This window comes from Marinobacter halodurans (assembly GCF_004327985.1).
GTDB lineage: Bacteria > Pseudomonadota > Gammaproteobacteria > Pseudomonadales > Oleiphilaceae > Marinobacter_A > Marinobacter_A halodurans.
Genome location: NZ_SJDL01000034.1, coordinates 35,147 through 58,958, shown reverse-complemented (window position 1 = coordinate 58,958; position 23,812 = coordinate 35,147). Strand labels below are relative to the sequence as shown.

At 62.2% G+C, this 23,812-nt stretch carries 24 protein-coding genes; 19 read left to right on the top strand and 5 right to left on the bottom strand.

Going from position 1 to position 23,812, the window contains the following annotated elements; genetic code table 11:
* The first annotated feature begins 159 nt into the window (after positions 1 to 159).
* Positions 160 to 681: a hypothetical protein gene (locus EZI54_RS18265; protein ID WP_131483322.1), complete on the top strand. Its 522-nt coding sequence runs from the start codon at positions 160 to 162 to the stop codon at positions 679 to 681.
* A gap of 199 nt (positions 682 to 880) precedes the next feature.
* Positions 881 to 1,885, top strand: a complete 1,005-nt coding sequence (locus tag EZI54_RS18260) for a hypothetical protein (RefSeq protein ID WP_207389269.1) — start codon at positions 881 to 883, stop codon at positions 1,883 to 1,885.
* Between the two features lie 264 nt (positions 1,886 to 2,149).
* Here the strand turns inward: EZI54_RS18260 and EZI54_RS18255 are convergent, their stop codons facing one another.
* The 4 genes from EZI54_RS18255 to EZI54_RS18240 form a co-directional block, all read right to left on the bottom strand.
* A complete protein-coding gene (locus EZI54_RS18255) occupies positions 2,150 to 2,782 on the bottom strand; it encodes a TetR/AcrR family transcriptional regulator (RefSeq protein WP_165495792.1) in 633 nt (210 codons plus the stop codon).
* A gap of 394 nt (positions 2,783 to 3,176) precedes the next feature.
* Positions 3,177 to 3,641, bottom strand: a complete 465-nt coding sequence (locus tag EZI54_RS18250) for an EVE domain-containing protein (protein WP_131483319.1) — start codon at positions 3,639 to 3,641, stop codon at positions 3,177 to 3,179.
* A 2-nt stretch (positions 3,642 to 3,643) separates the two neighbouring features.
* The gene (locus tag EZI54_RS18245) at positions 3,644 to 3,982 is read right to left on the bottom strand and encodes an antibiotic biosynthesis monooxygenase family protein (RefSeq protein WP_131483318.1); all 339 of its coding nucleotides are present in this window, start codon (positions 3,980 to 3,982) and stop codon (positions 3,644 to 3,646) included.
* Positions 3,975 to 4,580 carry a DJ-1/PfpI family protein gene (locus tag EZI54_RS18240; RefSeq protein ID WP_131483317.1) on the bottom strand — a complete coding sequence of 202 codons (606 nt, stop codon included), beginning with the start codon at positions 4,578 to 4,580 and terminating at the stop codon, positions 3,975 to 3,977. Before EZI54_RS18240 ends, EZI54_RS18245 begins: the two co-directional genes overlap by 8 nt.
* Positions 4,581 to 4,888: 308 nt before the next feature.
* On the opposite strand from EZI54_RS18240, the gene EZI54_RS18235 reads away from it, so the two are divergent.
* From EZI54_RS18235 to EZI54_RS18180, 12 genes are all read left to right on the top strand, one after another.
* The gene (locus tag EZI54_RS18235; RefSeq protein WP_131483316.1) at positions 4,889 to 5,662 is read left to right on the top strand and encodes an ABC transporter ATP-binding protein; all 774 of its coding nucleotides are present in this window, start codon (positions 4,889 to 4,891) and stop codon (positions 5,660 to 5,662) included.
* A complete protein-coding gene (locus tag EZI54_RS18230; protein WP_131483315.1) occupies positions 5,652 to 6,371 on the top strand; it encodes an ABC transporter ATP-binding protein in 720 nt (239 codons plus the stop codon). The genes EZI54_RS18235 and EZI54_RS18230 overlap by 11 nt, the downstream gene beginning before the upstream one ends.
* A 122-nt stretch (positions 6,372 to 6,493) precedes the next feature.
* Positions 6,494 to 7,717, top strand: coding sequence for an ABC transporter substrate-binding protein (locus EZI54_RS18225; protein ID WP_131483314.1), 1,224 nt, complete (start codon positions 6,494 to 6,496; stop codon positions 7,715 to 7,717).
* Positions 7,718 to 7,780: 63 nt separating this feature from the next.
* Positions 7,781 to 8,671 (top strand): branched-chain amino acid ABC transporter permease, encoded by an 891-nt coding sequence (locus tag EZI54_RS18220; protein ID WP_165495794.1) that lies wholly within the window; start codon positions 7,781 to 7,783, stop codon positions 8,669 to 8,671.
* A gap of 6 nt (positions 8,672 to 8,677) precedes the next feature.
* The gene (locus tag EZI54_RS18215; RefSeq protein ID WP_131483312.1) at positions 8,678 to 9,592 is read left to right on the top strand and encodes a branched-chain amino acid ABC transporter permease; all 915 of its coding nucleotides are present in this window, start codon (positions 8,678 to 8,680) and stop codon (positions 9,590 to 9,592) included.
* 126 nt (positions 9,593 to 9,718) lie between these two features.
* Positions 9,719 to 10,588: an NAD(P)-dependent oxidoreductase gene (locus EZI54_RS18210; RefSeq protein WP_131483311.1), complete on the top strand. Its 870-nt coding sequence runs from the start codon at positions 9,719 to 9,721 to the stop codon at positions 10,586 to 10,588.
* 258 nt (positions 10,589 to 10,846) lie between these two features.
* On the top strand, positions 10,847 to 11,965 hold the full coding sequence (locus EZI54_RS18205; RefSeq protein WP_207389268.1) for an HlyD family secretion protein: 1,119 nt from the start codon (positions 10,847 to 10,849) through the stop codon (positions 11,963 to 11,965).
* A complete protein-coding gene (locus EZI54_RS18200) occupies positions 11,962 to 13,488 on the top strand; it encodes a DHA2 family efflux MFS transporter permease subunit (protein ID WP_131483309.1) in 1,527 nt (508 codons plus the stop codon). Before EZI54_RS18205 ends, EZI54_RS18200 begins: the two co-directional genes overlap by 4 nt.
* A gap of 83 nt (positions 13,489 to 13,571) precedes the next feature.
* Complete coding sequence (locus EZI54_RS18195) at positions 13,572 to 15,338, top strand: ABC transporter transmembrane domain-containing protein (RefSeq protein ID WP_131483308.1); 1,767 nt, start codon at positions 13,572 to 13,574, stop codon at positions 15,336 to 15,338.
* Positions 15,339 to 15,394: 56 nt separating this feature from the next.
* The gene (locus tag EZI54_RS18190; RefSeq protein WP_131483307.1) at positions 15,395 to 16,333 is read left to right on the top strand and encodes a cation diffusion facilitator family transporter; all 939 of its coding nucleotides are present in this window, start codon (positions 15,395 to 15,397) and stop codon (positions 16,331 to 16,333) included.
* 2 nt (positions 16,334 to 16,335) lie between these two features.
* Positions 16,336 to 16,761 (top strand): DUF2946 domain-containing protein, encoded by a 426-nt coding sequence (locus EZI54_RS18185; RefSeq protein ID WP_131483306.1) that lies wholly within the window; start codon positions 16,336 to 16,338, stop codon positions 16,759 to 16,761.
* Positions 16,762 to 16,876: 115 nt separating this feature from the next.
* The gene (locus EZI54_RS18180; RefSeq protein WP_131483305.1) at positions 16,877 to 18,250 is read left to right on the top strand and encodes a PepSY-associated TM helix domain-containing protein; all 1,374 of its coding nucleotides are present in this window, start codon (positions 16,877 to 16,879) and stop codon (positions 18,248 to 18,250) included.
* An 80-nt stretch (positions 18,251 to 18,330) separates the two neighbouring features.
* Here the strand turns inward: EZI54_RS18180 and EZI54_RS18175 are convergent, their stop codons facing one another.
* Complete coding sequence (locus EZI54_RS18175) at positions 18,331 to 18,888, bottom strand: hypothetical protein (RefSeq protein WP_131483304.1); 558 nt, start codon at positions 18,886 to 18,888, stop codon at positions 18,331 to 18,333.
* Positions 18,889 to 19,118: 230 nt separating this feature from the next.
* On the opposite strand from EZI54_RS18175, the gene EZI54_RS18170 reads away from it, so the two are divergent.
* From EZI54_RS18170 to gntR, 5 genes are all read left to right on the top strand, one after another.
* On the top strand, positions 19,119 to 20,129 hold the full coding sequence (locus EZI54_RS18170; RefSeq protein WP_131483303.1) for a TRAP transporter substrate-binding protein: 1,011 nt from the start codon (positions 19,119 to 19,121) through the stop codon (positions 20,127 to 20,129).
* A gap of 89 nt (positions 20,130 to 20,218) precedes the next feature.
* Entirely contained in the window at positions 20,219 to 20,797 is a 579-nt protein-coding gene (locus tag EZI54_RS18165; protein WP_131483302.1) for a TRAP transporter small permease subunit, read from the top strand.
* Entirely contained in the window at positions 20,797 to 22,113 is a 1,317-nt protein-coding gene (locus EZI54_RS18160; RefSeq protein ID WP_131483301.1) for a TRAP transporter large permease, read from the top strand. The genes EZI54_RS18165 and EZI54_RS18160 overlap by 1 nt, the downstream gene beginning before the upstream one ends.
* Before the next feature lies 1 nt (position 22,114).
* Positions 22,115 to 22,612 (top strand): gluconokinase, encoded by a 498-nt coding sequence (locus tag EZI54_RS18155; protein ID WP_131483300.1) that lies wholly within the window; start codon positions 22,115 to 22,117, stop codon positions 22,610 to 22,612.
* Positions 22,613 to 22,786: 174 nt separating this feature from the next.
* Complete coding sequence (gntR, locus tag EZI54_RS18150) at positions 22,787 to 23,785, top strand: gluconate operon transcriptional repressor GntR (protein ID WP_131483299.1); 999 nt, start codon at positions 22,787 to 22,789, stop codon at positions 23,783 to 23,785.
* Positions 23,786 to 23,812: the final 27 nt, after the last annotated feature.

Here is a 23,812-nt window from a genome sequence, read left to right as displayed (position 1 = left end):
TGAGTATCAAACGCCCGATGAGGTGTACTACGGGCAACCGATAGCCTTGGCTAGCCTGAGCCAGGGAAACAACCGGATCATAGCTTAGTGACACCATCAGGTTGTCCAACTGATCGGGTCCACCTCAAGAAAAAGGTCGACAAATCCCTCGCTGACGGTATGAGCGAATTCAATCGCGTCACCGGCCAAGCCAAGTTCGCTCTGGGCAAAGGTCGCTATTTCGAAGCACCGTTTATAGAGTTCGACGCCTACGTCGAGCGGGTCGTCCAGCGGGGCGGCATTTTCTACCGGCTGATGTTCGTCCATCGCTACACCGGCAAGATTTTCAACAAAACCTGGCTCAGCGGCGTTGAAGCCAGCAAACATGAAGTCCTTGCGCTTTGGGATATGCTGCAACGGTTTATGGATGTCTCGCAGCCCATTCCCGACATGCCCCGATTCGAGCCGTTTCGCCATCTGGACCCCGTTACGGCCGAGTACGACCGAAAAACCAACCGCCCACCCCGTTATTGGCGAGATCTCGATCTGGAAGCCTGGAAAGCAAGTGAAGGCGCGGAACTGGCCAGAGCCCAAGCTCAGTTCCCCTGGAATAAAAGGCACTGCAAATTGACCCCGAAGTTGGGGCAAGTCGACATGGAGGTTTACCGGAAGCAGCGGCCCGAGACGGCGGTTCCGATCTAGCAAGCAATTTTCACTGAGCATGCCGCTGACGACAGACCTCCATCGCCCATGACCATGCGCCACCGAAAGAACGTAGCTTTTGGGACCCACATTCCAACGCAAAAGTCCCATATTGGTTCGTAACCGAGGTTGAGGTATGACTCTCGAGAAAACTGAGAGATACGCGGATCAAGCGTTAAGCTCGGAATCTATTCCGCCTATGCCCGACAGCAAAAAGCGAAGTCGAGCCGGAGATGAGCTGCAACCCTGGGGTGATTACGCCAATATCAATCCTTATGAAAAGACCATAGTGGACGTGACTGATGTTCAGTCCCTCGAGGCCGATGATGAGGATTTCTACAAAGACGAGTGGTGGGCTTGGACGCATCAATACCTTCGATTCCTAAACAGCAAATTAGGGCTTAAAGCCCTGATTCTTGTAATTCCTTTTGCCTGGGGGCTGTTGTTGCTAATTGGCGGGCCACTAACAATTAACTACCTATTCCTTAAATATCTCCGCGACATACTACCCGCATTCCCCCTAGTGGCTCTCATGGTTCTTTCGTGGGCCGTCTGGACGGTCGCAGCCCTTTACGTTATGAAGCCAAGCACAAATTGGATCATGAGCAAAGGCGTTGGATTCTTGTTAAAGCCCTTCGAGAAGTCACTCCAAAAGAAAGTCGACAAATCCCTCGCCGACGGCATGAGCGAATTCAACCGCGTTACTGGCCGGGCCACGTTCGCCTTGGGCAAGGGGCGGTATTTCGAGGCTCCGTTTATCGAATTCGACGCCTACGTCGAGCGGGTCGTCCAGCGGGGTGGCATTTTCTACCGGCTGATGTTCGTCCATCGCTACACCGGCAAGATCTTCAACAAAACCTGGCTCAGCGGCGTCGAAGCCAGCAAACATGAGGTTCTTGCACTTTGGGATATGCTGCAACGGTTTATGGATGTCTCGCAGCCCATTCCCGACATGCCTCGATTCGAGCCGTTTCGCCATCTGGACCCCGTTACGGCCGAGTACGACCGAAAAACCAACCGCCCGCCCCGTTATTGGCGGGATCTCGATCTGGAAGCCTGGAAAGCAAGTGAAGGCGCCGAACTGGCCAAGGCCCAGGCGCAATTCCCCTGGGGCCAACGGCGCTGCCAATTAACGCCGAAGTTGGGGCAAGTCGACATTGAGGTTTACCGGAAGCAGCGGCCCGCGACGGCGGTTCCGATCTAGCAACAACAGGCCGCCCCGGACCGGTACGTATGACCCAACCGGCGAGGTCGACCCCCTTCCCTTCGGGCCAGATCACCTACCTGACCCCGAAGCCCCAGCCCACCGGATTGCCCCGGTGGATCATGGCCATATGCGATGGGAACGGTCACCGGTCATTATCTGGACTTCGGGGTGGGCAATTCCTTTGCTTTTGCGCGGCAAACGGTACTCGGTGGGACGTTCGGGTATTTTTGCTGTCCGCTGTTATTGGCCCCTGATTGGTTTTCAGGAGCCACCCTCCCCCCGTACGGACAGATAGGCATGAACCGCGGCCTTGGTCTCGGCGACCGTCTGGTCACTGATGCTCTTCTCCCGGAAATAGCCGTACCGGAAGCAACCCCGGGCAATTTCCACGGCGAAGGCAATGACGTCCGGTTCATCCGGGAAAGTGATTCCGGATACCCGGCGCTCGATCAGGTGGCGAATCCCGTCTGCCGTGCCCTTATGGACGTCCTGTACGGCGCGAAAGCCTTCCCGGCTCATGGGCCCTCCCAGGATCAACATGCGCGCCACGGGATGCTCGTTGTAAAAATCCGCACCTGCACGAGCCAGGCTGCCGACCACATCGTTCAATTCCAGATCACCCAATACGGCATCCAGACCAGCGATACGCTCGGCCATCCGCCGCTGGTACTGGTCCGATATCGCCAGCAGCAAGGCATACTTGCTGGGGAAGAACTGATAGACCGATGAGCGGGGTAATCCTGACACCTTGGCAACTTCCGGAATTGAAAGGGCCTCAGGCCCCTGTTCAAGCAGCAGCTTTTCGGCTGCCCGGAACATCCGCTCCACCCGCTCGCGACTGCGCTCCTGCGTCGGCTTGCGGGCATTGACCAACTTATTATCTTTCGCATTCATTCCTGGGGCTTCCCTACACTCCCATGTTGACGGGCCATCGGAACATGGTGCATTCATGCACTCAATGCTGCCCATCATGTTTGCGATCGTCTCCGAGCCATCGTTCAGCCCCGGCGGCTTCCTGGGATACAAAGGCGGAGAAGATCACCGGACCCGGAGCGTACACAGAACGCCCAACAACAACGTGGTGACCAAGAGGCTCCGACGCCCCTGACGGCATCAGTCAGATCAAGCACACTATCAGGACACCGGACGGCGCCAAGTCCGAAAATCTGCGGATGGGCCGATCCGCCACTCGAATGCCAGCCCTTAGCCATTCCCTGGCTGGGAATGGCTGAACAATTAACATGCCATAGTGAGTGTTTGCAAACCCGGGATCGCCCCGGGTTGTACCCTATTGCCGGGCAGCCAAAGACAGGATGTGACGCCACTCCGAATCGGAAACCGGCATCACGGAAAGGCGGGCGCCCCGGCGTACCAGCGGCAATTCAGACAGTTCGGGCTGGGATTTGAGGGTCTGCAGCGGAACGACTCCCCGGAATTTCTCGACGAACTGCATGTCCACGGCCTGCCAGCGCGGCTTCTCGGGTGAGCTCCTGGCGTCGTAGTAGGAAGAGTCAGGGTCAAACTGAAGCGGGTCCGGATAGGCCGCCAGGACCACACGGATAACCCCGGCCACGCCAATCTGCTTACAGCTACTGTGATACAGGAAAACCTCATCCCCCGGCGCCATCTTTGCCAGGAAGTTGCGAGCCTGATAATTACGCACGCCATCCCACGGGATCGTGTCGTCGGGCTTTGCCGCGAAATCGTCGATACCACACTCATCCGGTTCACTCTTGACCAGCCAGTAGGCCATGCTCAGTCCTCCATGAATGAATACGCCCGCTCGACCCGGGCCACCCGCACAGCATAATGCCGGTACCAGGCATCCCGGCCCAGGCGCTGGGCAACCAGATGGCGGGCGTGGGCTTTCCAGTTCTGGATGGCCTCGGCGTCACGCCAGTAGGAGACGGTAATACCCACCTCTTCCCGGGCGGACTCAACGCCGAGAAATCCGGGCTGTTCCGCAGCCAGTTCCATCATCTGCCGGGCCATGGCGCCATAGCCATTGTCACCCTCCGTGCGCAGGGAGGTGAAGATGACGGCGTAATACGGCGGCTCCGGTGTCCGGGCAATCCGTGATTCAGGGTCAGCCATTTTCCGTCCAGTCGAATTCCATCTGTCGTGCGGTTTTCAGGGCGAGATCGCGGCCGGCAATTCGCTCCACCAGGTGCAGGCTCATGTCGATACCGGCGGAAATGCCGCCGGACGTCACCACATCCCCCTGGTCAATCCAGCGGCGCCCCGGTAACACCTTTATCGCAGGATAGGCATGGCGCAGGTCGTCCATGTCTTCCCAGTGCGTGGTCGCGGTGCGGCCGTTGAGCAGGCCCGCGGCGGCCAGCAGGAAGGCGCCGGTGCATACCGACGCCGTCAGCGGCACCTGTTCCGCGGTACTCTCGATCCAGCGGATCACCGGGCCCTTCTCCAGCTCCGCCGTGACCACCCCACCGGGCACCAACAGCAGATCGATAGACGGATGATTGGCTATGGTATGGTCCGTGGACACCTTCAGGCCGGCCCGGGTCGTCACCCTGTCCTCGTGCTGGGCTATGGTCACCACCGAGAACGGCTCCGGTCCCACCGGATGCTCCTTTCGATAAACCCGCGAAGCCGTGGTGAATACCTCGTAGGGTCCGGCAAAATCCAGCACTTCGACCTCATCGAACAAGAAAATTCCCACCACAGTGGTCATACTCTTCCCTCACCAAACTGGTTGCTTCCCACCTTCGACGATACCCGCCTTTCAGGCCCGGAGCCATCGGCCCGTGGCGGGTTATCCCAAGCAGGCATCGACCTGGCAGCAGCTTGACAGGCCAGCCTGTCACCGTCTTAACTCAATCGGACAGATCGAATTCAAAGTGCCGCGACAGCTACAGGGTCCCGGTTTGCGTAACGGTTACCATCCGGCGCAGCGGGACTTCAGATTTGCCAATAATAACAAATGCCTGGATTAACGCCTGATCGGCTTGATCCGGAGCATACCACGCGGGGCCACTACCAGTGAGCGAGCCAGGCCAGGAGAGTCGTTGTATTCTGGAAACCCGGGGTCTGACCAAGGACTTCAAGGGGTTTACCGCCGTCAAGGATGTCAACCTGAAGGTGCAGGCAGGTACGATCCACGCCCTGATTGGTCCCAACGGGGCGGGCAAGACCACCTTTTTCAACCTGCTGACCAAGTTCCTGAAGCCCAGTGCCGGCAGCATCGTGTACGACGGCACCGACATCACCCGCCGCAAGCCGGCTGCGATTGCCCAGCAGGGAGTGATCCGCTCGTTCCAGATTTCCGCCGTCTTCCCACACCTGAGCGCCCGCGACAACGTACGTATCGCCCTGCAGCGCAAACTCGGCATCTCCTATCATTTCTGGCGTCCCATCCGCGTGCTCGACCAGCTTAACCAGCAGGCCGTCGCCCTGTTGGAGCAGGTCGGACTCCGGAATTTCGCCGAGACCCCGGCGGTGGAAATGCCCTACGGCCGCAAGCGCGCCCTGGAGATTGCCACCACCATCGCCCTGGAACCCCGCCTGATGCTGCTGGACGAGCCCACCCAGGGTATGGGAGCCGAGGACGTGGGCGCGGTCACCGACCTGATCGGCCGTGTGGTCAAGGGGCGCACCATCATCATGGTGGAGCACAATCTCAATGTGGTCTCGACCCTGGCGGACCGCATCACCGTACTCAACCGCGGCGAAATCCTGGCCGAAGGTCCGTATGACGAGGTCTCCCGCAATCCCGAAGTCATGGAAGCCTATATGGGGGCCCGCGATGTCGAGTGACCGCCACCACGAACTGCTGCGCATCGAGGACCTGCACGCGTGGTATGGGGAGTCGCACATCCTTCACGGCATGAACCTGACCGTGAACGAAGGCGAAGTCATCACCCTGCTGGGCCGCAACGGCTCCGGTCGGACCACCACGCTCAAGGCGATCCTCGGCCTGGTGGGCCGGCGTACCGGGTCGATCAGGCTGCACGGGCAGGAAACCATCCACCTGCCCACCCACCGCATCGCCCACGTGGGCCGGCTGGGCTACTGCCCGGAAGAGCGCGGCATCTACGCCAGCCTGAACGTTGACGAAAACCTGGCGCTGCCGCCCAAACTCGCCGAGGGCGGGCTGTCGACCGACGAGATCTACCGCATGTTTCCCAACCTGGAGGAGCGCCGCAAGAGCCAGGGCTCGAAGCTCTCCGGCGGGGAACAGCAGATGCTGGCCATCGCCCGCATCCTGCGCACCGGCGCCACCCTGCTGTTGCTCGATGAAATCACCGAAGGCTTGGCTCCGGTCATCCTGCGCTCGCTGGACGACGTCATCCGCAAACTGCGCGAGCGCGGCTTCACCATCGTGCTGGTGGAGCAGAATTTCCGTTTTGCCGCGCCCCTGGCCGATCGTCATTACGTGATCGAGCACGGCCGCGTGGTGGAGCAGATCGCCGCGGATGAACTGGAGGAGAAACAGGAGCAGCTCAACCGACACCTGAGTGTCTGATGCCAAGACGCTCATCAGCGGCTCCCACGGGTACAGCCACCGACCCGATGTCGTGACTGGCCCGACAGCGCCCCCGAAATAAAGGGGCGACAAACAAGAAGAGCGAAATGAGGGCAAGGATTATGGTCAACCAACGCAAACTGCTACATGGCATCGTTGCCGGCCTGGGCCTGATGGTTGCGGCCGGTCCACTGAGCGCCGCCGAGGGCCTGTCCGACGGCAAGGTCAAGATCGGCGTATTGAGTGATATGTCCGGGGTCTACAAATCCCTGGAGGGCCCGGGAGCCGTCGTGGCCGCCAAGATGGCGGTGGCGGATTTCGGTGGCAAGGTCCTGGGCAAGCCCATCGAGATTGTCTCCGCCGACCACCAGAACAAGCCGGACATCGGCGCCAGCACGGCGCGGGAATGGATCGACGCCAAACAGGTGGACATGATCACCGCGCTGGACAACTCCTCGGTCGCGCTCGCGGTCCAGGGGCTGGCCTCGGAGAAAAAAGTCATCACCATGGATGCCGGTGCCGGCACCACGGCCCTGACCGAGGACCAGTGCGCGCCCTACGGCATCCACTACGTCTATGACACCCACGCCCTGCCCGTGGGCACCGCCACCGCGGTGGTCAAGAACGGCGGCAAGAAGTGGTTCTTCATCACGGCCGACTACGCCTTCGGCCACTCCCTGCAGGAAAACACCGCCGCGGTGGTGAAAAATCTGGGCGGTAGCGTCGTCGGCAACGTGAACGCGCCGCTGGGCACCACCGACTTCTCGTCCTACCTGCTGCAGGCGCAGTCCTCCGGTGCGGACGTCATCGGTCTGGCCAATGCCGGGCAGGACACCGTCAACGCCATCAAGCAGGCCAACCAGTTCCGTATCGTCCAGAGCGGGCAGAAACTGGCCGGTATGCTGGTGTTCATCACCGACATCCAGAGCATGGGCCTGGACATTGCCCAGGGGCTGCAGTTCACCACCGCCTTCGTGTGGAACCAGGATGACGAGGCCGAGAAATGGTCCCGCCGCTACTACGAGCAACAGGGCGCCATGCCCACCATGGTTCAGGCCGGGGTCTACTCCGCCGTCACCAACTACCTCAAGGCCATCGACGCGGTAGGCACCGACGACGCCGATGCGGTGCGCAAGCAGTTGGGTGAAATGGAGCTCAACGACATGTTCGTCAAGGGTGGCAAGATCCTGGCCAACGGCCTGATGCTGCACGACATGTATCTGGTGGAAGCCAAGAAGCCGGACGAATCCACCGAGGAATGGGACCTGCTCAGGGTGATCTCGAAGATCCCCGCCGAACAGGCCTACATCCCGCTGTCGGAAAGCAAGTGTCCGCTGCTGAAGTAAACGCTGCGGCCGGACGGCGGACGGCCGTCCGGCCCGGCCCTGCAAGGAGTCCCTGACGTGTCGATGCAGGTCATACTGGCCCAGGCGCTGCTGGGGCTGAACGTGGGCGTGTTCTACGCCATGTTGAGCCTTGGTCTGGCGGTCATCTTCGGGCTGCTCAACATCATCAACTTCGCCCACGGGGCGATGTACATGCTGGGTGCCTTCGTCGCGCTGATCGGCTACAGCCTGCTGGACGACTGGTTCGGCATCAGCCTGCAGATCGGCTTCTGGGCGTCGCTGATCGTCGCGCCGCTGTTCGTGGGAGTCCTGGGGATAATCATCGAGCGCACCATGCTCAAGCGACTCTACGAGCTGGATCACATCTACGGTCTGCTGTTGACCTTCGGCATCACCCTGATCCTGCAGGGGCTCTTCTCCAACTACTTCAACATCTCCGGCACCCCCTATTCCGGTCAGCCGGAATCCCTGAGCGGCGTGGTCAACCTGGGCTTCATGTATTTCCCGACCTACCGCCTGTTCGCCATCGTCTTTTCCATCGTGGTGTGTTTCGCCACCTGGTTCGTGATCGAGCACACCCGGCTGGGCTCGCGGCTGCGGGCCGGCGTGGAGAATTCCGCCCTGACCCAGGCCTTCGGCCTCAACGTACCGCTGATGATTACCCTGACCTTTGGCTTCGGCTGCGCCCTGGCAGGCCTGGCCGGGGTGCTGGCAGCTCCGATCTATTCGGTCAGTCCACTGATGGGCGCCGACCTGATCATCGTCGTGTTTGCGGTGGTGGTGATCGGCGGCATGGGGTCGATCATGGGCGCCATCCTCACCGGCCTCGCCCTGGGGTTGGTGGAGGGGATCACCAAGGTGGTCTATCCGCCGGCGGCCAATACCGTGATTTTCTTCCTCATGGTGCTGGTGCTGCTGTTCCGCCCCGCCGGTCTGTTTGGCAAGGAGAGGTGATCCATCATGGTTAATCGTGTGCTTTGGATCATCATGCTGGTTGCCGGTCTGACGGCCCCCTTTTTCGCCTACCCGGTCTTTGTCATGGACCTGCTGTGCTTTGCGCTGTTCGCCTGCGCCTTCAACCTGCTGCTGGGCTATGTGGGCCTGCTCTCCTTCGGTCACGCGGCGTTCTTTGGCGGGGCCGCCTATATCACCGGCTACGTGATCAAGGCCTGGGGCTTCCCGCCGTTGCTGGGCATCGCCGCCGGGGCGCTGTTCGCCATGGTGCTGGGCGCGGTGTTCGGCTTCCTCGCCATCCGCCGTCAGGGCATCTACTTCGCCATGATCACCCTGGCCCTGGCCCAGATCATCTACTTCATGATCCTGCAACTGCCCTTCACCGGTGGCGAGAACGGGCTCCAGGGCATTCCTCGCGGAAAGCTGCTGGGCCTGGTTGACCTGAACCAGTCCCTGGCCATGTATTACTTTGTGTTCGCGATTTTCCTGGTCGGATTCTGCATCATCTACCGCACCATCAACTCGCCCTTCGGCGAAGTGCTGCAGGCGATCCACGAGAACGAATCCCGGGCCCTGTCCCTGGGGTATGACGTGGACCGGTTCAAGCTGCAGGCTTTCGTGATTTCCGCGACCCTGGCGGGTCTGGCCGGCGCCACCAAGGCGGTGGTCTTCCAGTTTGCCGCCCTCACCACCGCCCACTGGCAGACCTCCGGCGAAGTCATCCTGATGACGCTGGTGGGCGGCCTGGGTACGGTGTTCGGACCGGTCATCGGGGCCATCACCGTGGCCTCCCTCAGCCACGAACTCAGCGCCTTCGGCTCCTGGGTCCAGGTGATCCTCGGGGCCATCTTCGTGGTGTGCGTGCTGGTGTTCCGGCGCGGGATCATCGGCGAACTGCATCGCCTGTTCGGCGGCCGTTGACCCATCTCAACTCCCGGTCGCCGCCCATCGATCCGGAGCGGCGGTGACGCGTATCATGATGTTCCAGAGTCACCGGAATCACGGGCTGCGTCCTGCCGCGCCCGCCCGCGAAACAGGAGGACATTTATGAACGTCACCTTTATCGGCCTCGGCATCATGGGCCAGAACATGGCCCGCAACCTGCTCCCGCACGTCCAGCTCACCGTGTTCAACCGTTCGCCACAGCCCGTTGAAGCGCTCGTCGCGGAAGGCGCGCGGGCCGCCTCTTCACTCTCCGACGCGGTCGCCAAAGCCGACGTGGTCTTTACCATGCTGGCCAGTCCCGAGGTGGTGGCCGCCCAGGCGTTCGGCGACGAAGGCTTCCTGCAGGCGATGCCCAACGATAGCCTGTGGGTGAACTGCTCCACCGTCAATCCGTCGTTTTCCCGGGATGCGGCCCAGGCCGCCAGGGCCGCGGGCATTCGCTTCCTGGATGCGCCGGTGGCCGGCACCCGCAAGCCCGCCGAAGACGGCACCCTGACCTTCCTCGTCGGTGGCAGTGACGCGGACCTGAACCAGGTACGGCCCCTGCTCGAGCACATGGGCGACAAAATCGTCCACACCGGCCGCCAGGGCCAGGGCAGCGCCTTCAAGATGCTGATCAACGCCCAACTGGCCCAGTCCATGGCGGTGTTCGCCGAAACCGCCCTGCTCGGCGAAAAACTGGGGTTCTCCCGCGAGATGCTGATGGACACCCTGCCCAACCTGCCGGTCAGCGCCCCATTCCTGGCCGGCAAGGCGGAACTGATCCGGCACGGCCAGTTCGAGCCGCAGTTTCCGCTGGAGCTGATGCTCAAGGACCTGCACCTGCTGGAACAGACCGCCTACGAGCACCAGCAGCCGCTGTTCATGAGCAGTGTGGCCAAGGCGCTCTACGCCAGCGCCGACGCCGCCGGACACGGGCGCGACGATTTTTCCGCACTGCACGCCTTCCTCGAAACACACAGCCAGGGCTGACAGGACATAAGGGATGTTCCTTATGTCCCGCCGTTTCCTTAGCAGGCTTTAATTAGTAAACTACACATATTCCAGTTCCCGAGTATCCCTGAAAACGCTCGACCATTCAGGGATATCCGTGATGACAGCTGTCCCCCGTCGCCGATGTCCGGCCCGGCCGGAGCGTCGGCACCCGCCCGCCACAGCTGCCGCACCTGACAGATCCAATACGGCCAGCCGCTCCGCCGGAGTATGGCCGGCGTTATCGGAGCCACAGCAATGAGCACATCCGACCCGAACAGCAAACCCACGCCCCCACCGCGCCGCACCCGTCTGATCCGCCGCGTCCTGCTGGTCGGCATCCCCCTCGTGGTGGCGGTCGCCGCCGGCCTGGTGTCCATCTTCGGGGGCCGCTACGTCTCGACCGAAAACGCCTACATCGGCGCTCCGCTGGTCAACATCGCACCGGAGGTGAGCGGTCAGATCAGTCGGGTGCTGGTGGAGGAAAACCAGCCGGTCCATAAAGGCGAGCTGATGCTGCAGATCGATCCGGCCCCCTACCGGATCGCCGTGGCCCACGCCAAGGCGGAACTGGCACAGGCCGCCAATGCCATCCGGACCCTGGAAGCCCGCTACGCCACCCGGCAGGAAGACCTGGCCCTGGCGGAAGAGAATGTGGCGTTTGCCAAACGCGAACTGGGCCGCCAGCAGGCCCTAGCCCAGCGCCAGCTCACTTCAGACTCGGAACTGGAAAAATACCGGCACGATTACACCACCGCCCGTCGTGAACAGGCGTCGATCGAACGGGATCTGAAGCGAATTGCCACGAGCCTGGGCGGCAAGGTGGACCTACCGGTGGAACAGCATCCAGACTACCAGGTGGCCAAGGCCGACCTGGAGCAGGCGGAGCTGGACCTCGAGCATACCCACATCCGCGCCCCGTTCGACGGTATCGCGGCCAAGACGCCGGACCCGGGCACCTACGCCCGGGCCAGTGCGGCGGTCATGAGCCTGGTCGGCAACCGCGACCTGTGGATTGACGCCAACTTCAAGGAAACCGACCTGACCCGCGTCAAACCGGGCCAGGCCGTCTCGATCGAAGTGGACACCTATCCGGACCATGAATTCCACGGCCATGTGGCCAGCATTGCCCAGGCCACCGGCGCCGAGTTCTCGGTGCTACCGGCACAAAACGCCACCGGCAACTGGGTCAAGGTGGTCCAGCGCATCCCGGTGCGCATCCGGTTCGACGACCTGCCTTCCGATACCGGCCTGCGCGTCGGCATGAGCACCATCGTCGACATCGATACCGGCTACCCGGATGCCCATGTACCGCTGGTGGGCTGGCTGCGCGGTATGGTCTCCGAAGCCCACGCCAACGAAACCGGCGCTGAATGACCACCGCAGTCACCACGGCCGGGGAACAGGGGGGCCTGAAGCGGGGATGGATCACGATATCCATCATGCTAGCCACCATCATGCAGGCGCTGGACACCACCATCGCCAACGTGGCCCTGCCCAACATGAAAGGCAGCATGTCGGCCACCGAGGAACAGATTTCCTGGGTGCTGACGTCCTACATCGTGGCGGCGGCCATCGCCACGCCGCTGACCGGCTTCCTGGCCGGCCGGCTGGGGCGCAAGCGCCTGTTCCTGCTTTCCGTCACCGGTTTCACCATCGCATCGGTGCTGTGCGGCATTGCCGGTAATCTCGAAGAAATGGTGCTGTTCCGACTGTTGCAGGGCATCTTCGGCGCCGGGCTGGTGCCGTTGTCCCAGGCGGTGCTGCTGGACACCTATCCGCGTGAACAGCACGGTTCCGCCATGGCCCTGTGGGGTGTCGGCGTCATGGTCGGCCCGATCCTCGGCCCGACGCTCGGCGGGTACCTGACCGAGGTGCTGAACTGGCGCTGGGTGTTCTTCATCAACCTGCCCTTTGGCATCCTCTCGCTACTGGGCATCCTGTTCTTTGTGCCGGAGACGGAGCAGGTCAAGCGCCGCTTCGACCTGTTTGGTTTTGCCCTGCTGGGCCTGTCCATCGGCGCCCTGCAACTGATGCTCGACCGCGGCCAGAGCCTGGACTGGTTCGCCTCGACCGAGGTCCAGTTCGAGGCGACGCTGGCTGCCTGCGCCTTCCTGATGTTCCTGGTGCACATGTTCACCCATCGTGAACCCTTCGTGGAGCCTGGGCTGTTCCGGGACCGCAACCTGGCCATCGGCCTGATCTTCATCTTCATGATCGGGGTGATCCTGCTGGCGACGCTGGCGCTGCTGCCGCCCTACCTGCAGAACCTGATGGATTACCCGGTGATCACCACCGGCCTGGTACTGGCCCCGCGGGGGCTGGGCAGCATGTTCTCGATGATGCTGGTGGGGCGGCTGGTGAACAAGGTGGACATCCGCCTGCTGATCCTCACCGGGCTGATCCTGATGACCGCCAGCCTGTTCGAGATGGCCAACTTCAATACCGAAGTGTCCTCCCTGCGGATCGCCCTGACCGGTGTCGTCCAGGGCATGGGGCTGGGCATGGTGTTCGTGCCGCTGAGCACCATCAGCTTTGCCACCCTGGCCTCGCGCTACCGCACCGAAGCCACCGCCATGTTCAGCCTGATGCGCAACATCGGCAGCTCCATCGGGATTTCGGTGATGGTGACCCTGGTGGCGCGCAATACCCAGATCAACCACGCCAGCCTGGGGGAATACCTCAATCCGTTCCGGCCGGCTTTCCAGTCGATGACGCTGCCCGGCGGCATCGACCCGGCCAGCACGACGGGCCTGACCTACCTCAACAACATGGCCACCCAGCAGGCGGCCACCATCGGCTACCTCAACGATTTCCGCCTGATGGCCTGGGTTGCCCTGGCGTCGATTCCGCTGTTGCTCCTGTTCCGTTCTCCCAAGGCGGCGAAACAGGCAGATTGATGGGGCGGTCCGGCGCACAAAGGTGAACCGGACCGGGCGTCAACCCTTATACTTCCCAGACAAAGCCAACCAACGGGACGCCCATGACCTCGGATCGCCGCAAGGCCCTGCAACTCGCCGCCGACTTCATCATGCCCTACCGCAAGGCCCTGGCCGGGGCGTTTGCGGCACTGGTGTTTACCGCAGGTATCACCCTGTCGCTGGGCCAGGGGATCCGGCTGCTGGTGGACCAGGGTTTCGTGACCGGCTCGCCGGAGCTGCTCAACCGGTCGGTGCTGCTGTTCTTCATCCTGATCGGCTGCCTGGCCGTGGGCACATTCGTGCGTTTCTATCTGGTGTCGTGGATCGGTGAACGGGTGGTCGCCGACATCCGAAAACAGGTTTTTAACCACCTGATTGATCTTCATCCCGGCTTTTTCGAGACCAATCGCGGCCTGGAGATCCAGTCCCGCCTGACTACCGACACCACCGTGCTGCAATCGGTGATCGGCTCCACGGTGTCCATGGCCCTGCGTAACTTTTTCATGATGATTGGCGGCATCGTCCTGTTGTTCGTGACCAACGTGAAGCTGACCAGCATCGTGATGTTGGCCGTGCCTTTAGTGGTAGCGCCGATCCTGATCTTCGGCCGGCGCGTGCGGCGCCTGTCCCGCCAGAGCCAGGACCGGGTGGCGGACGTGGGCAGCTACGTGGGTGAGATCCTGGGGCAGATCAAGATCGTGCAGGCCTACAACCACCAGCCCCAGGATCAGGACCGCTTCGGTGAGGTAGTGGAGAACGCTTTTGCCGTGGCCCGCCAGCGCATCCGTCAGCGGGCGTGGCTGATTGCCATCGTGATCCTGCTGATTCTCGGCGCGGTGGGCATCATGCTCTGGGTCGGCGGGCAGGACGTGATTGCCGGCGAGATCACCGGCGGCGAACTGGCCGCGTTCGTGTTCTACAGCCTGATCGTGGGCTCATCCGTGGGTTCGCTGAGCGAAGTGATCGGCGAATTGCAGCGGGCCGCCGGTGCCGCCGCGCGGATCGTGGAACTGCTGCAGACGGCCAGTGAGATCACGCCGCCGGAACATCCCCGCTCGCTACCCGTCCCGGTGCGGGGTGAGATCGCATTCGAGGCCCTGCGTTTTGCCTATCCCGGACGCCCCAACGTGGACGTGATCGACGGCATCGACCTGACCGTCACCGCCGGTGAAACACTGGCCCTGGTGGGCCCGTCCGGCGCCGGCAAGTCGACGTTGTTCGATCTGCTCCTGCGTTTCTTCGATCCCCGCAGCGGCGGCATCCGCATCGACGGCGTGGACATCCGGGAACTGGACCCGGCGGAGTTGCGCCGCTGCTTTGCCCTGGTCTCCCAGACGCCGGCGCTTTTCTTCGGCAGTATCGCCGACAACATCCGCTACGGTCGGCCCGAAGCCTCCCAGGCCGACATCGAAGCCGCTGCCCGCGTCGCCCACGCCCACGAGTTCATCACCGATCTGCCCGACGGCTACGACACTCGACTGGGCGATGCCGGCCTGGGCCTGTCCGGCGGTCAGCGCCAGCGCATTGCCATCGCCCGGGCGCTGATCATGGACGCGCCCATCCTGCTGCTGGACGAAGCCACCAGCGCCCTCGACGCCCAGAGCGAGCACCTGATCCAGCAGGCCCTGCCGGAGCTGATGACCGGCCGCACGACGCTGGTGATTGCCCACCGTCTAGCCACGGTCAAGCACGCCGACCGCATTGCGGTGCTGGATCACGGCCGGCTGCATGGCGTTGGCTCACACCAGGAACTGATCCACAGCGACCCGCTGTACGCCCGTCTGGCCGAACTGCAATTCCGGGAACCGGAAAACGCATCATCGGCCTGACGGCCAGCTATGCTAACCTTGCGCCCACCCATTTTTGACAGGACGACGTTCGCACCATGGCCGGTTCCAGCAAGAAAGTGATTTTCGCCGCCCTCGGGGGCAACCTGCTCATCGCCATCACCAAGTTCGTGGCCGCTGTGGTCACCGGCAGTTCGGCCATGTTCTCCGAAGGCGTCCACTCGCTCGTGGATACCGGCAACCAGATCCTGCTGCTCTACGGCCTCAAGCGTTCCGCCCGGCCCGCCGACGAGAAGTTTCCGTTTGGTCACGGCAAGGAGGTGTACTTCTGGAGCTTCGTGGTCGCCATCCTGATCTTCGCGGTGGGTTCGGGCATTTCGATCTACGAAGGCGTTCATCGCATCCTCGATCCCTCTCCCATCGAAAACCCCATCGTCAACTACATCGTGCTGGGCCTGGGCATCCTGTTCGAAGGCGCCGCCTGGTATTTTGCACTGACCGAATTCTCCCGCTCCAAAGGCAAATGGGGTTACATCGAGGCGGTCCAGCGGGGCAAGGATCCGACCAATTTCGTGGTGCTGTTCGAGGACTCGGCGGCCATCGTTGGCCTGGTGGTTGCCATAGTCGGCATCTACCTGGCGGACAACACCGGCCTGCTGTGGATGGACGGCGTCGCCTCGGTGATCATCGGCCTGATCCTGGGCGGCACGGCCATCTGGCTGGCCTACGAAACCAAGGGGCTGCTGATCGGCGAATCCGCCAACCAGGCGGTGATTGCCGGCATCCGCAAACTCGCGGTCGACATGCCGGAAATCGACAAGGTGAACGAACTGCTCACGATGCACATGGGCCCGGACTTTGTGCTGGTCAACCTGAGCGTCAAGTTCCGGCCCCAGCAATCCGTAGCGGATCTGGAAGCCGTCATCGCCGACCTCGACCACCGCATCAAGGAAGCCTATCCCCAGGCCAAACGGATCTTCGTGGAAGCGGAGGCCCTGCAGGCCCACACCCAGGCCTCGGCCGCGCCGAACCGCTGAGCATGAACCCCACGGCATCACCTGCCTCGGTCATGAGCTTCCAGGGCTGGCGTCAGCGCCTGGGCGCCAGCCTGGCCCTATGGGCAATGGTGCTGATCTTTGCCGCACCGCTGTGGTCGAAATCCATGGCGCTGATGCACCACGACGGCATGGGGCCGGACAGGGCCGGTCACGCGGACCCTCACGCCATGGCCGACGTGCCGATGGTACCTCCTGCCACGGATGGGCCGATCACCTTCGATCACCCGGAGTGCGGCTATTGCGTGCTGCTGGCGCACGTCACGCCGATGTCGCCCCCGCCGCTGACCATTGCCGTACCGGTTCGCTGGTCCCTGACGGCCGATCGCTGGCCGGTGCGCACCGTCGCCACCCGGCAACTCCGTTACGCCCTTGCCGAAGTGCGCGCGCCACCCACCTTCACCGGATAACCCGCCCCTTTTACAGGTCCATGCAACCGCTGCCGGACGGCGGCACAGCCTTCCTGTGTCCGTGACCGGCGTGGTGGCGTGGTGCTTTTCGCTGATTCACGTTATCAGGTGACCCATGACCCAAACCCATGCCCCGGAAACCCGGGCACTCTCTGACGGCCGCAAGACCGCCAGCTGGTTCTATCCCTTCCTGCGACGGCTGCATTTCTATATCGGCCTGCTGGTCGGACCGTTTATCTTTATCGCTGCCTTTTCAGGCGGGCTTTACGTGATTTCGCCGCAGATCGAGAACATGATCTACGCCGACGCGCTCACCGGAGACGCACGCGGAACGCCCCATCCTCTTGCCGAGCAGATCAAAGCCGCCCGGAAGGCCGTCCCTGACCTCCATCTGACAGCGGTGCGTCCGGCGCCGGCGCCCGGTCAGACCACGCGGGTGATGTTCGATGATCCCAGCCTCCATCGGTATGAAAACCGCGCGATCTTCGTCGATCCGGTTTCGCTGGCCGTCAAAGGCGATCTCACGGTCTACGGCACCAGCGGCGCGCTGCCGTTCCGGATCCAGCTCGATTACCTGCACCGCAATCTGTTGCTGGGCGAGCCGGGACGGATCTACAGTGAGCTGGCCGCCTCCTGGCTGTGGATCGCCGGGCTCGGCGGGCTGACGCTGTGGTTTATCGGACGACGCAAACGTCGGCAGTCCGCGGCCCTGCGCGCCACCGACCAGACCGAGAGCGGCCGACGCCGCCATCGCCACGCCACTTTGGGCCTGATCCTTTTGATCGGCTTTCTGTTCCTGTCGGTGACCGGGCTGACCTGGTCGAAATGGGCTGGTGGCCGTATCGCCGAATTGCGGGCCGCATTGGATTGGGGCACGCCAAGCGTGAATACCCAGCTGTCCGAGGGAAGCCAGGCCCTAACTTCGGTGCCCGATGCCCTGTTTGATCCGGTCCTGGAGGCCGCCCGGGAAGCCGGCATCGACGCCGGAAAGCTGGAAATTCGTCCGGGAAGCGGTCCCGATCGTGCCTGGAAAGTTCAGGAAATCGACCGAAGCTGGCCCACCCAGGTGGATTCCGTCGCAGTAGACCCGCACACCTTCCGGGTGACCGACCAGGCGAACTTCGCGGACTTTCCCTTGGCGGCCAAACTGACCCGCTGGGGCATCGACGCGCACATGGGCACGCTGTTCGGTCTCGCCAACCAACTGGTTATGCTGGCCCTGGCGCTGGGCCTGTGTACGCTGATCGTCTGGGGCTATCGGATGTGGTGGGTACGCCGGCCACTGCCAAGAGCCGCGTCGGTCGCCAGCGCCACCCGGCTCACCACCCACTGGCTGCGGGCGCCCGTTCCGGCCCGGCTGGCCATCGTGGCCATTGCGGCCGCTCTCGGTTGGGCCCTGCCGGTGATGGGCGTGAGCCTGGGCGCCTTCCTCATCCTGGATGTCATCGTAATGAGCCGCGCCAATCAAGCGGCTTCAGTAGCTGTCTAGCTCCTCTCACGGCATCGGCGTTCCTATCGCCGATGCCCTCACTCACGCTGCTACTCCCAATTAAACTGAAATACTGGAACCTAATAGAACACACCAACATTTATCCCGACGGCATTGACTCGCACGTCGTGCGAGCCGAAATACTGTTCCCAATAGAGATCCGCCACAGCACTGTGAAATGTTCCGAGTTCAATTCCGGCCTGATAGCTCCCACCGGCAGACCAGACCGCACGGTTTTCGCATCGGGTATAACCGTACAGGCCTCCGCCGGCTTCCCGGACATGGAAACCACAATCTCGTTTCTCAGCGGCAACCCCGGAGACACCAGCAGCCAGATAGGGCGTGAGAAAAGATCGCTCGAAAAGGCGGTATTTGAGATAACCATCAATTTTTAAATCAACACTCGGAGTAAAGTCATTCGTATTGTCATTAGCCGCTGCCGACACTCCGAAAGACCACGCTTTACGAAGCTGGATTTCAAGCCCGGTATAATAGAGAGCATCTGAAACGCCAGTTTGCCCGGAAGCAACCTGACTCTCCGTGAACAATGCACCGATAAAGGGATGAACGCCCCCTTGCGCCTGCACCTGAAATGACAACATCAGTGCCGAGAGGCACAACAGCAGTTGTCTCAACATCCTATGAATTCCCTTTTCCAATCGAACCCAGCCCCTAAGGGACCTATCTATCGATGCGCATTATGCGTGCGCTGTCATGACGACTCAAACGACACGTAATTTTCCGGGAATCAACCCAGATCATTTTTCGTAACCTGTTCCCTCTTGCCAGCACAAAATTCATGCAATAGACTTCGCAAATGTTACCGGTAACATTTACCGACAAAACAAGAAGCCCAGGAGTAAACACTATGTCCCCGCTCAAGCTCGTGGCCGGTGTGTTCGCCGCCACTTTCGCCCTGAACACGTTTGCCGCCGACTTCAACTTCAAGTTCCAGTCGTCCGACCCCACCGGCGTCAAGAACTACAAGATCCAGCAGGAATGGGCTGACCGTGTCGAGACCATGACCGATGGCCGCGTCAACATCGAACTGCTGCCGGTCGGCAGCGTCGTCAGCCACTCCGAAACCCTGAGCGCCATGAAGATGGGCGTGCTCGACGGGCATATTTCCGTTACCGGTTACTTCTCCGGCCAGGACCCTGCGTTCGGCCTGATCGGCAACACGGTCGGCGCCTGGTCCAGTCCGGATCAGCTGATCGACTACATCTACTACGGCGGCGGCTACGAGCTGATGAACGAGCTCTACAAGCCCTACGGCGTGAAGTTCGTTGGTGGTGCCGCGACCGGTCTGGAATCGTTCGTTTCCAAGAAGCCGCTGGATGGCGTGGATGACCTGAAAGGCCTGAAGATGCGCGCGCCGGAAGGCCTGGTGCAGTCCGTGTTCGCCGCCGCCGGCGCCGCGCCGGTCAACCTGCCAGGCTCGGAGGTCTATACCGCGCTGAGCAAGGGCGTGATCGACGCCGCCGACTACACCGTGTTCTCCACCAACCAGGAAGCGGGCCTGAACGACATCGCCCCGAACCCGGTCTACCCCGGTTTCCACTCTCTGCCGCTGCTGGAAATCGCCATGAACCTGAAGGAGTGGAACGAACTGCCGAAGGACATCCAGGCGATCATGACCGTGTCCGCCCGCGACTTCGCGCATGACATCAGCACCCAGCTGGCGATGGCCGACAAGAAGGCCGTCCAGAAGGCCCGCAAGGATCCGAACATCACGATCCACGACTGGTCTGCTGAAGAGCGTCGCAAGTTCCGTAACATCGCCCGCGACCAGTGGAAGAAGTACGCGGAGCAGTCTCCCAATGCGGAGAAAGTCTACAAGTCGGTCACGAGCTACCTGGAATCCCAGGGCCTGCTCTAAGCCCACTCCCAATTCCGTTCCACCTTCCTGAAATCTGACATCAACCGGCGCATCGGGCCCAAACCCATGCGCCGGTCAGGAGTCTCCCTATGTCTGATCACGCGCCCCAAGACGGCCAGACGGACCTGCTGCCGGACACCAACGACGAGGACGTCGGCGCCACCCGGCTCGACCGTGGCATCGTCTGGCTGGGCAAGAAACTGAGCCTGGTCTTTGCCCTGATCGTGATTGTATCCGCCTACGAGATCGCCCGTCGCTACATCTTCGACTCGCCCACCCTGTGGGTGCATGAAACGGTGACCTTTGCCGGTGCGACGCTGTTTGTCCTGGGCGGTCTCTACGCCTTCGCCACCAACCGTCACGTGCGCGTGGTGCTGATCTACGACGCCGTCTCGCCGCGCGTACGCCGTTGGCTGGATGTGCTGCACCAGATCTTCGGCCTCGCCTTCTGCAGCATGATGGTTTACGGCAGTTGGTTCATGACCAAGGACGCCGTCCGCGCCCCCTGGGGGGCCTGGCGTCTGGAAACCTCCGGCTCCGCCTGGAACCCGCCGTTCCCGGCCTTCCTGAAAGTCATCATCCTCGTCGCGATGGCGGTGCTGATGCTCCAGTTCATCCTGCACCTGATTCGCGACCTGCGCCGTGCCCTCAAAGGAGGTGATGCCTGATGTTTGAACTCGCTTCCCTCGGGATCGGCTACGGCAGCCTGCTGATGCTGGTGCTGCTGGTCCTGCTCCTGCTGACCGGCATGCAGCTGGCCTTTGCGACCGGTCTGGTCGCCCTGCTCTTCGCGCTCGGCTGGTTCGGCGTGGATGCGCTGCCCATCGTGAGCAGCCGGCTCTACAGCTTTATCGGCAGTTACGTCTTCCTGGCCGTGCCCATGTTCGTGCTGATGGCCTCGTTACTGGATCACTCGGGGATTGCCAAGGACCTGTTCGACGCCATGGCCCGCATCGGCCGCAAACTGCGCGGCGGCGTGGCCATCCAGACCCTGATCGTGGCCATCATCCTGGCCTCCATGTCCGGTGTCATCGGCGGTGAAACCGTCCTGTTGGGCATCCTGGCCCTGCCGCAGATGCTGCGCCTGGGTTACGACCGGCGCCTGGCCATCGGCACCACCTGTGCCGGCGGTGCCCTGGGCACCATGCTGCCGCCGAGCATCGTGCTGATCATCTATGGCCTGACCGCCAACGTCTCCATCGGCGAGCTGTTCAAGGGCGCCTTCCTGCCCGCGCTGATCCTCGCACTGTTCTATGTGGCGTATGTGCTGGTCCGCGTCTGGCTCAAGCCGGAAATCGCGCCCCTGCCTTCCGATACGGATGAGCCGGAAACCCCGGCGCCGAACTTCTTCAAGGCGCTGTTCTTCCCGATCCTGTCCGTCGTCGTGGTGCTGGGCAGCATCTACGGCGGGATCGCTTCAGTCACCGAAGCCTCGGCCCTGGGCGTCCTGGGCATCGCCATCTCCACCGCCATCCGCGGCGAGCTGAACTTGGCGATGATCCGCAAGTCCACCATCAGCACCCTGCGGGTGTGCGGCATGATCATCTGGATCGGCATTGGCGCCACGGCGCTGGTGGGGGTCTACAACCTGATGGGCGGCATCGATTTCGTCCGCGACATGGTCTTCACCGTCAGCGGCGGCAACGGCCTGCTCACCATCCTGTTCATGATGCTGATCCTGCTGGTGCTGGGCATGTTCCTGGACTGGGTGGGCGTGGCCCTGTTGACCATGCCGATCTTCGTGCCGATCGTGAACGAGTTGGGCTACAGCCCGATCTGGTTCGGCGTGGTGTTCTGCATGAACATGCAGGTGTCGTTCCTGTCACCGCCGTTCGGCCCGGCGGCCTTCTACCTGAAGACCGTGACCCCGCCGGACATTTCACTGGGCGAGATCTTCCGCTCCCTGGTGCCCTTCATCGTGCTGCAGATCCTGGCACTGGGCCTGGTGATCGCGTTCCCGCAACTGGCGTTATGGTGGCAGTGATATGAAACATCCCAAGATCGTCGTCATGGGCGTCTCGGGCAGTGGCAAGAGCCTGGTCGGCCAGCGGCTGGGCGAGCAACTGGGTGTGCCGTTCTTCGACGCAGACGATTACCACAGTCGAGCCAACGTGGAGAAAATGGCCAACGGCATCCCGCTGACGGATGCCGACCGGGAGGGCTGGCTGGCCGACCTGGCGGAGCTGATCCGCCGGCAGGATGGCCTGGTGCTGGCCTGCTCGGCGCTGAAGGGGGTCTACCGGGACCAGCTGCGCACCGGGGATCCGGCGCTGCAGTTCGTCTACCTGAAGGGTTCCTTCGACACCATCTGGTCCCGCCACGCCCAACGCAAGGATCATTACTTCAACGGGCAGAAAATGCTGGAGAGTCAATTCCAGTCCCTGGAGGAACCGGGGCCGGAAGAGGCGATCATCGTCGATATTGCACAGACGCCGGAGCAGATCCTGAAAGAGTGTATTAGCGCTCTCGTGGGAGAATGCTGAGCTCGGGGCAGCCGGCGACATGATCTGTCCGGGACACGCTGTAAATACATCCCTGTACGCTCGACTGAGGCCATCCCTGGCCTCAGACGGTCCCGGACAGATCATGCCACCGGCTGTTCAGGCGCCTTTCATGCCTTATGATGGTCGACGCTCGAAGAGGATGTAACAACAACCATGGCCAAGAAACGACGCCCCACATTGCAGGACATCGCCGACCGGGTCGGTGCCACGAAGATGACCGTCAGCCGCTGTCTGCGCGGTGCCGACAACGTGTCGGAGAAAATGCGCGAGCAGATCTTCGCGGTGGCGGAGGAGATCGGCTATATCCCCAACCGGGCGCCGGACATCCTGTCCAAGGCCACCAGCCGCGCCATCGGCGTGCTGCTGCCGTCATTGACCAACCAGGTCTTCGCCGACGTGGTGAAAGGCATCGAAAGCGTCACCGAACCCGCAGGCTACCACCTGATGATGGCCCACTACGGCTACAGCCCGGAGGTGGAGGAACGCAGCCTGTCCGCCCTGCTGTCCTACAACGTGGACGCCCTGATCCTGTCGGAAAGCCAGCACACCCAGCGCAGCCGGCGTATGCTGGAAACCGCCGGCGTGCCCACCATCGAACTGATGGACACCCACCTGCCGCCGTTCGAGCAGGCGGTCGGGTTCGACAACGTGCAGGCCTCCTACGACATGGTCAGCGAGATGATTCGCCGTGGCCGCAAGCACGTGGTCTATCTCGGCGTGCGACTGGATACGCGGACCATCCAGCGTCAGGACGGCTACGTGCGCGCCATGGAAGAACACGGTCTGGAGCCGGTCATCCTGCGCTTTGAACAGCGCTCGTCCTATTCCGTCGGCGCCACGCTGATGGCCCGCATCCTGGAAGAGCATCCGGAAGCCGACGGCATCTTCTGCACCAACGACGACGTCGCCATCGGTGCCTTCTTCGAATGCCAGCGGCGCGGTATTCCGGTGCCGGGAAAAATGGCGATTGTGGGCTTCCACGGCCATGACGTCGGTCAAGTCATGACGCCCCGGCTCGCCAGCGTCGTCACCCCCCGGGAAGCCATCGGCCAGCGTGCGGCAGAGGCGCTTCTCGCCCGTTTGCAGGGCGCCGAACTGACGGATCGGGTGATCGACCTCGGCTACCGGATCGAAACCGGCGGCACCCTCTGACCACAGCTTCCGGGCCGGTTGGCCATG

Bases quoted from the DNA above. Each gene is read 5' to 3' on its own strand.
- EZI54_RS18265 (WP_131483322.1), top strand. From the start codon at position 160: ATGAGCGAATTCAATCGCGTCACCGGCCAAGCCAAGTTCGCTCTGGGC.
- EZI54_RS18260 (WP_207389269.1), top strand. From the start codon at position 881: ATGCCCGACAGCAAAAAGCGAAGTCGAGCCGGAGATGAGCTGCAACCC.
- EZI54_RS18255 (WP_165495792.1), bottom strand. From the start codon at position 2,782: ATGAATGCGAAAGATAATAAGTTGGTCAATGCCCGCAAGCCGACGCAG.
- EZI54_RS18250 (WP_131483319.1), bottom strand. From the start codon at position 3,641: ATGGCCTACTGGCTGGTCAAGAGTGAACCGGATGAGTGTGGTATCGAC.
- EZI54_RS18245 (WP_131483318.1), bottom strand. From the start codon at position 3,982: ATGGCTGACCCTGAATCACGGATTGCCCGGACACCGGAGCCGCCGTAT.
- EZI54_RS18240 (WP_131483317.1), bottom strand. From the start codon at position 4,580: ATGACCACTGTGGTGGGAATTTTCTTGTTCGATGAGGTCGAAGTGCTG.
- EZI54_RS18230 (WP_131483315.1), top strand. From the start codon at position 5,652: ATGTCGAGTGACCGCCACCACGAACTGCTGCGCATCGAGGACCTGCAC.
- EZI54_RS18225 (WP_131483314.1), top strand. From the start codon at position 6,494: ATGGTCAACCAACGCAAACTGCTACATGGCATCGTTGCCGGCCTGGGC.
- EZI54_RS18220 (WP_165495794.1), top strand. From the start codon at position 7,781: ATGCAGGTCATACTGGCCCAGGCGCTGCTGGGGCTGAACGTGGGCGTG.
- EZI54_RS18215 (WP_131483312.1), top strand. From the start codon at position 8,678: ATGGTTAATCGTGTGCTTTGGATCATCATGCTGGTTGCCGGTCTGACG.
- EZI54_RS18210 (WP_131483311.1), top strand. From the start codon at position 9,719: ATGAACGTCACCTTTATCGGCCTCGGCATCATGGGCCAGAACATGGCC.
- EZI54_RS18205 (WP_207389268.1), top strand. From the start codon at position 10,847: ATGAGCACATCCGACCCGAACAGCAAACCCACGCCCCCACCGCGCCGC.
- EZI54_RS18200 (WP_131483309.1), top strand. From the start codon at position 11,962: ATGACCACCGCAGTCACCACGGCCGGGGAACAGGGGGGCCTGAAGCGG.
- EZI54_RS18195 (WP_131483308.1), top strand. From the start codon at position 13,572: ATGACCTCGGATCGCCGCAAGGCCCTGCAACTCGCCGCCGACTTCATC.
- EZI54_RS18190 (WP_131483307.1), top strand. From the start codon at position 15,395: ATGGCCGGTTCCAGCAAGAAAGTGATTTTCGCCGCCCTCGGGGGCAAC.
- EZI54_RS18185 (WP_131483306.1), top strand. From the start codon at position 16,336: ATGAACCCCACGGCATCACCTGCCTCGGTCATGAGCTTCCAGGGCTGG.
- EZI54_RS18180 (WP_131483305.1), top strand. From the start codon at position 16,877: ATGACCCAAACCCATGCCCCGGAAACCCGGGCACTCTCTGACGGCCGC.
- EZI54_RS18175 (WP_131483304.1), bottom strand. From the start codon at position 18,888: ATGTTGAGACAACTGCTGTTGTGCCTCTCGGCACTGATGTTGTCATTT.
- EZI54_RS18170 (WP_131483303.1), top strand. From the start codon at position 19,119: ATGTCCCCGCTCAAGCTCGTGGCCGGTGTGTTCGCCGCCACTTTCGCC.
- EZI54_RS18165 (WP_131483302.1), top strand. From the start codon at position 20,219: ATGTCTGATCACGCGCCCCAAGACGGCCAGACGGACCTGCTGCCGGAC.
- EZI54_RS18160 (WP_131483301.1), top strand. From the start codon at position 20,797: ATGTTTGAACTCGCTTCCCTCGGGATCGGCTACGGCAGCCTGCTGATG.
- EZI54_RS18155 (WP_131483300.1), top strand. From the start codon at position 22,115: ATGAAACATCCCAAGATCGTCGTCATGGGCGTCTCGGGCAGTGGCAAG.
- gntR (WP_131483299.1), top strand. From the start codon at position 22,787: ATGGCCAAGAAACGACGCCCCACATTGCAGGACATCGCCGACCGGGTC.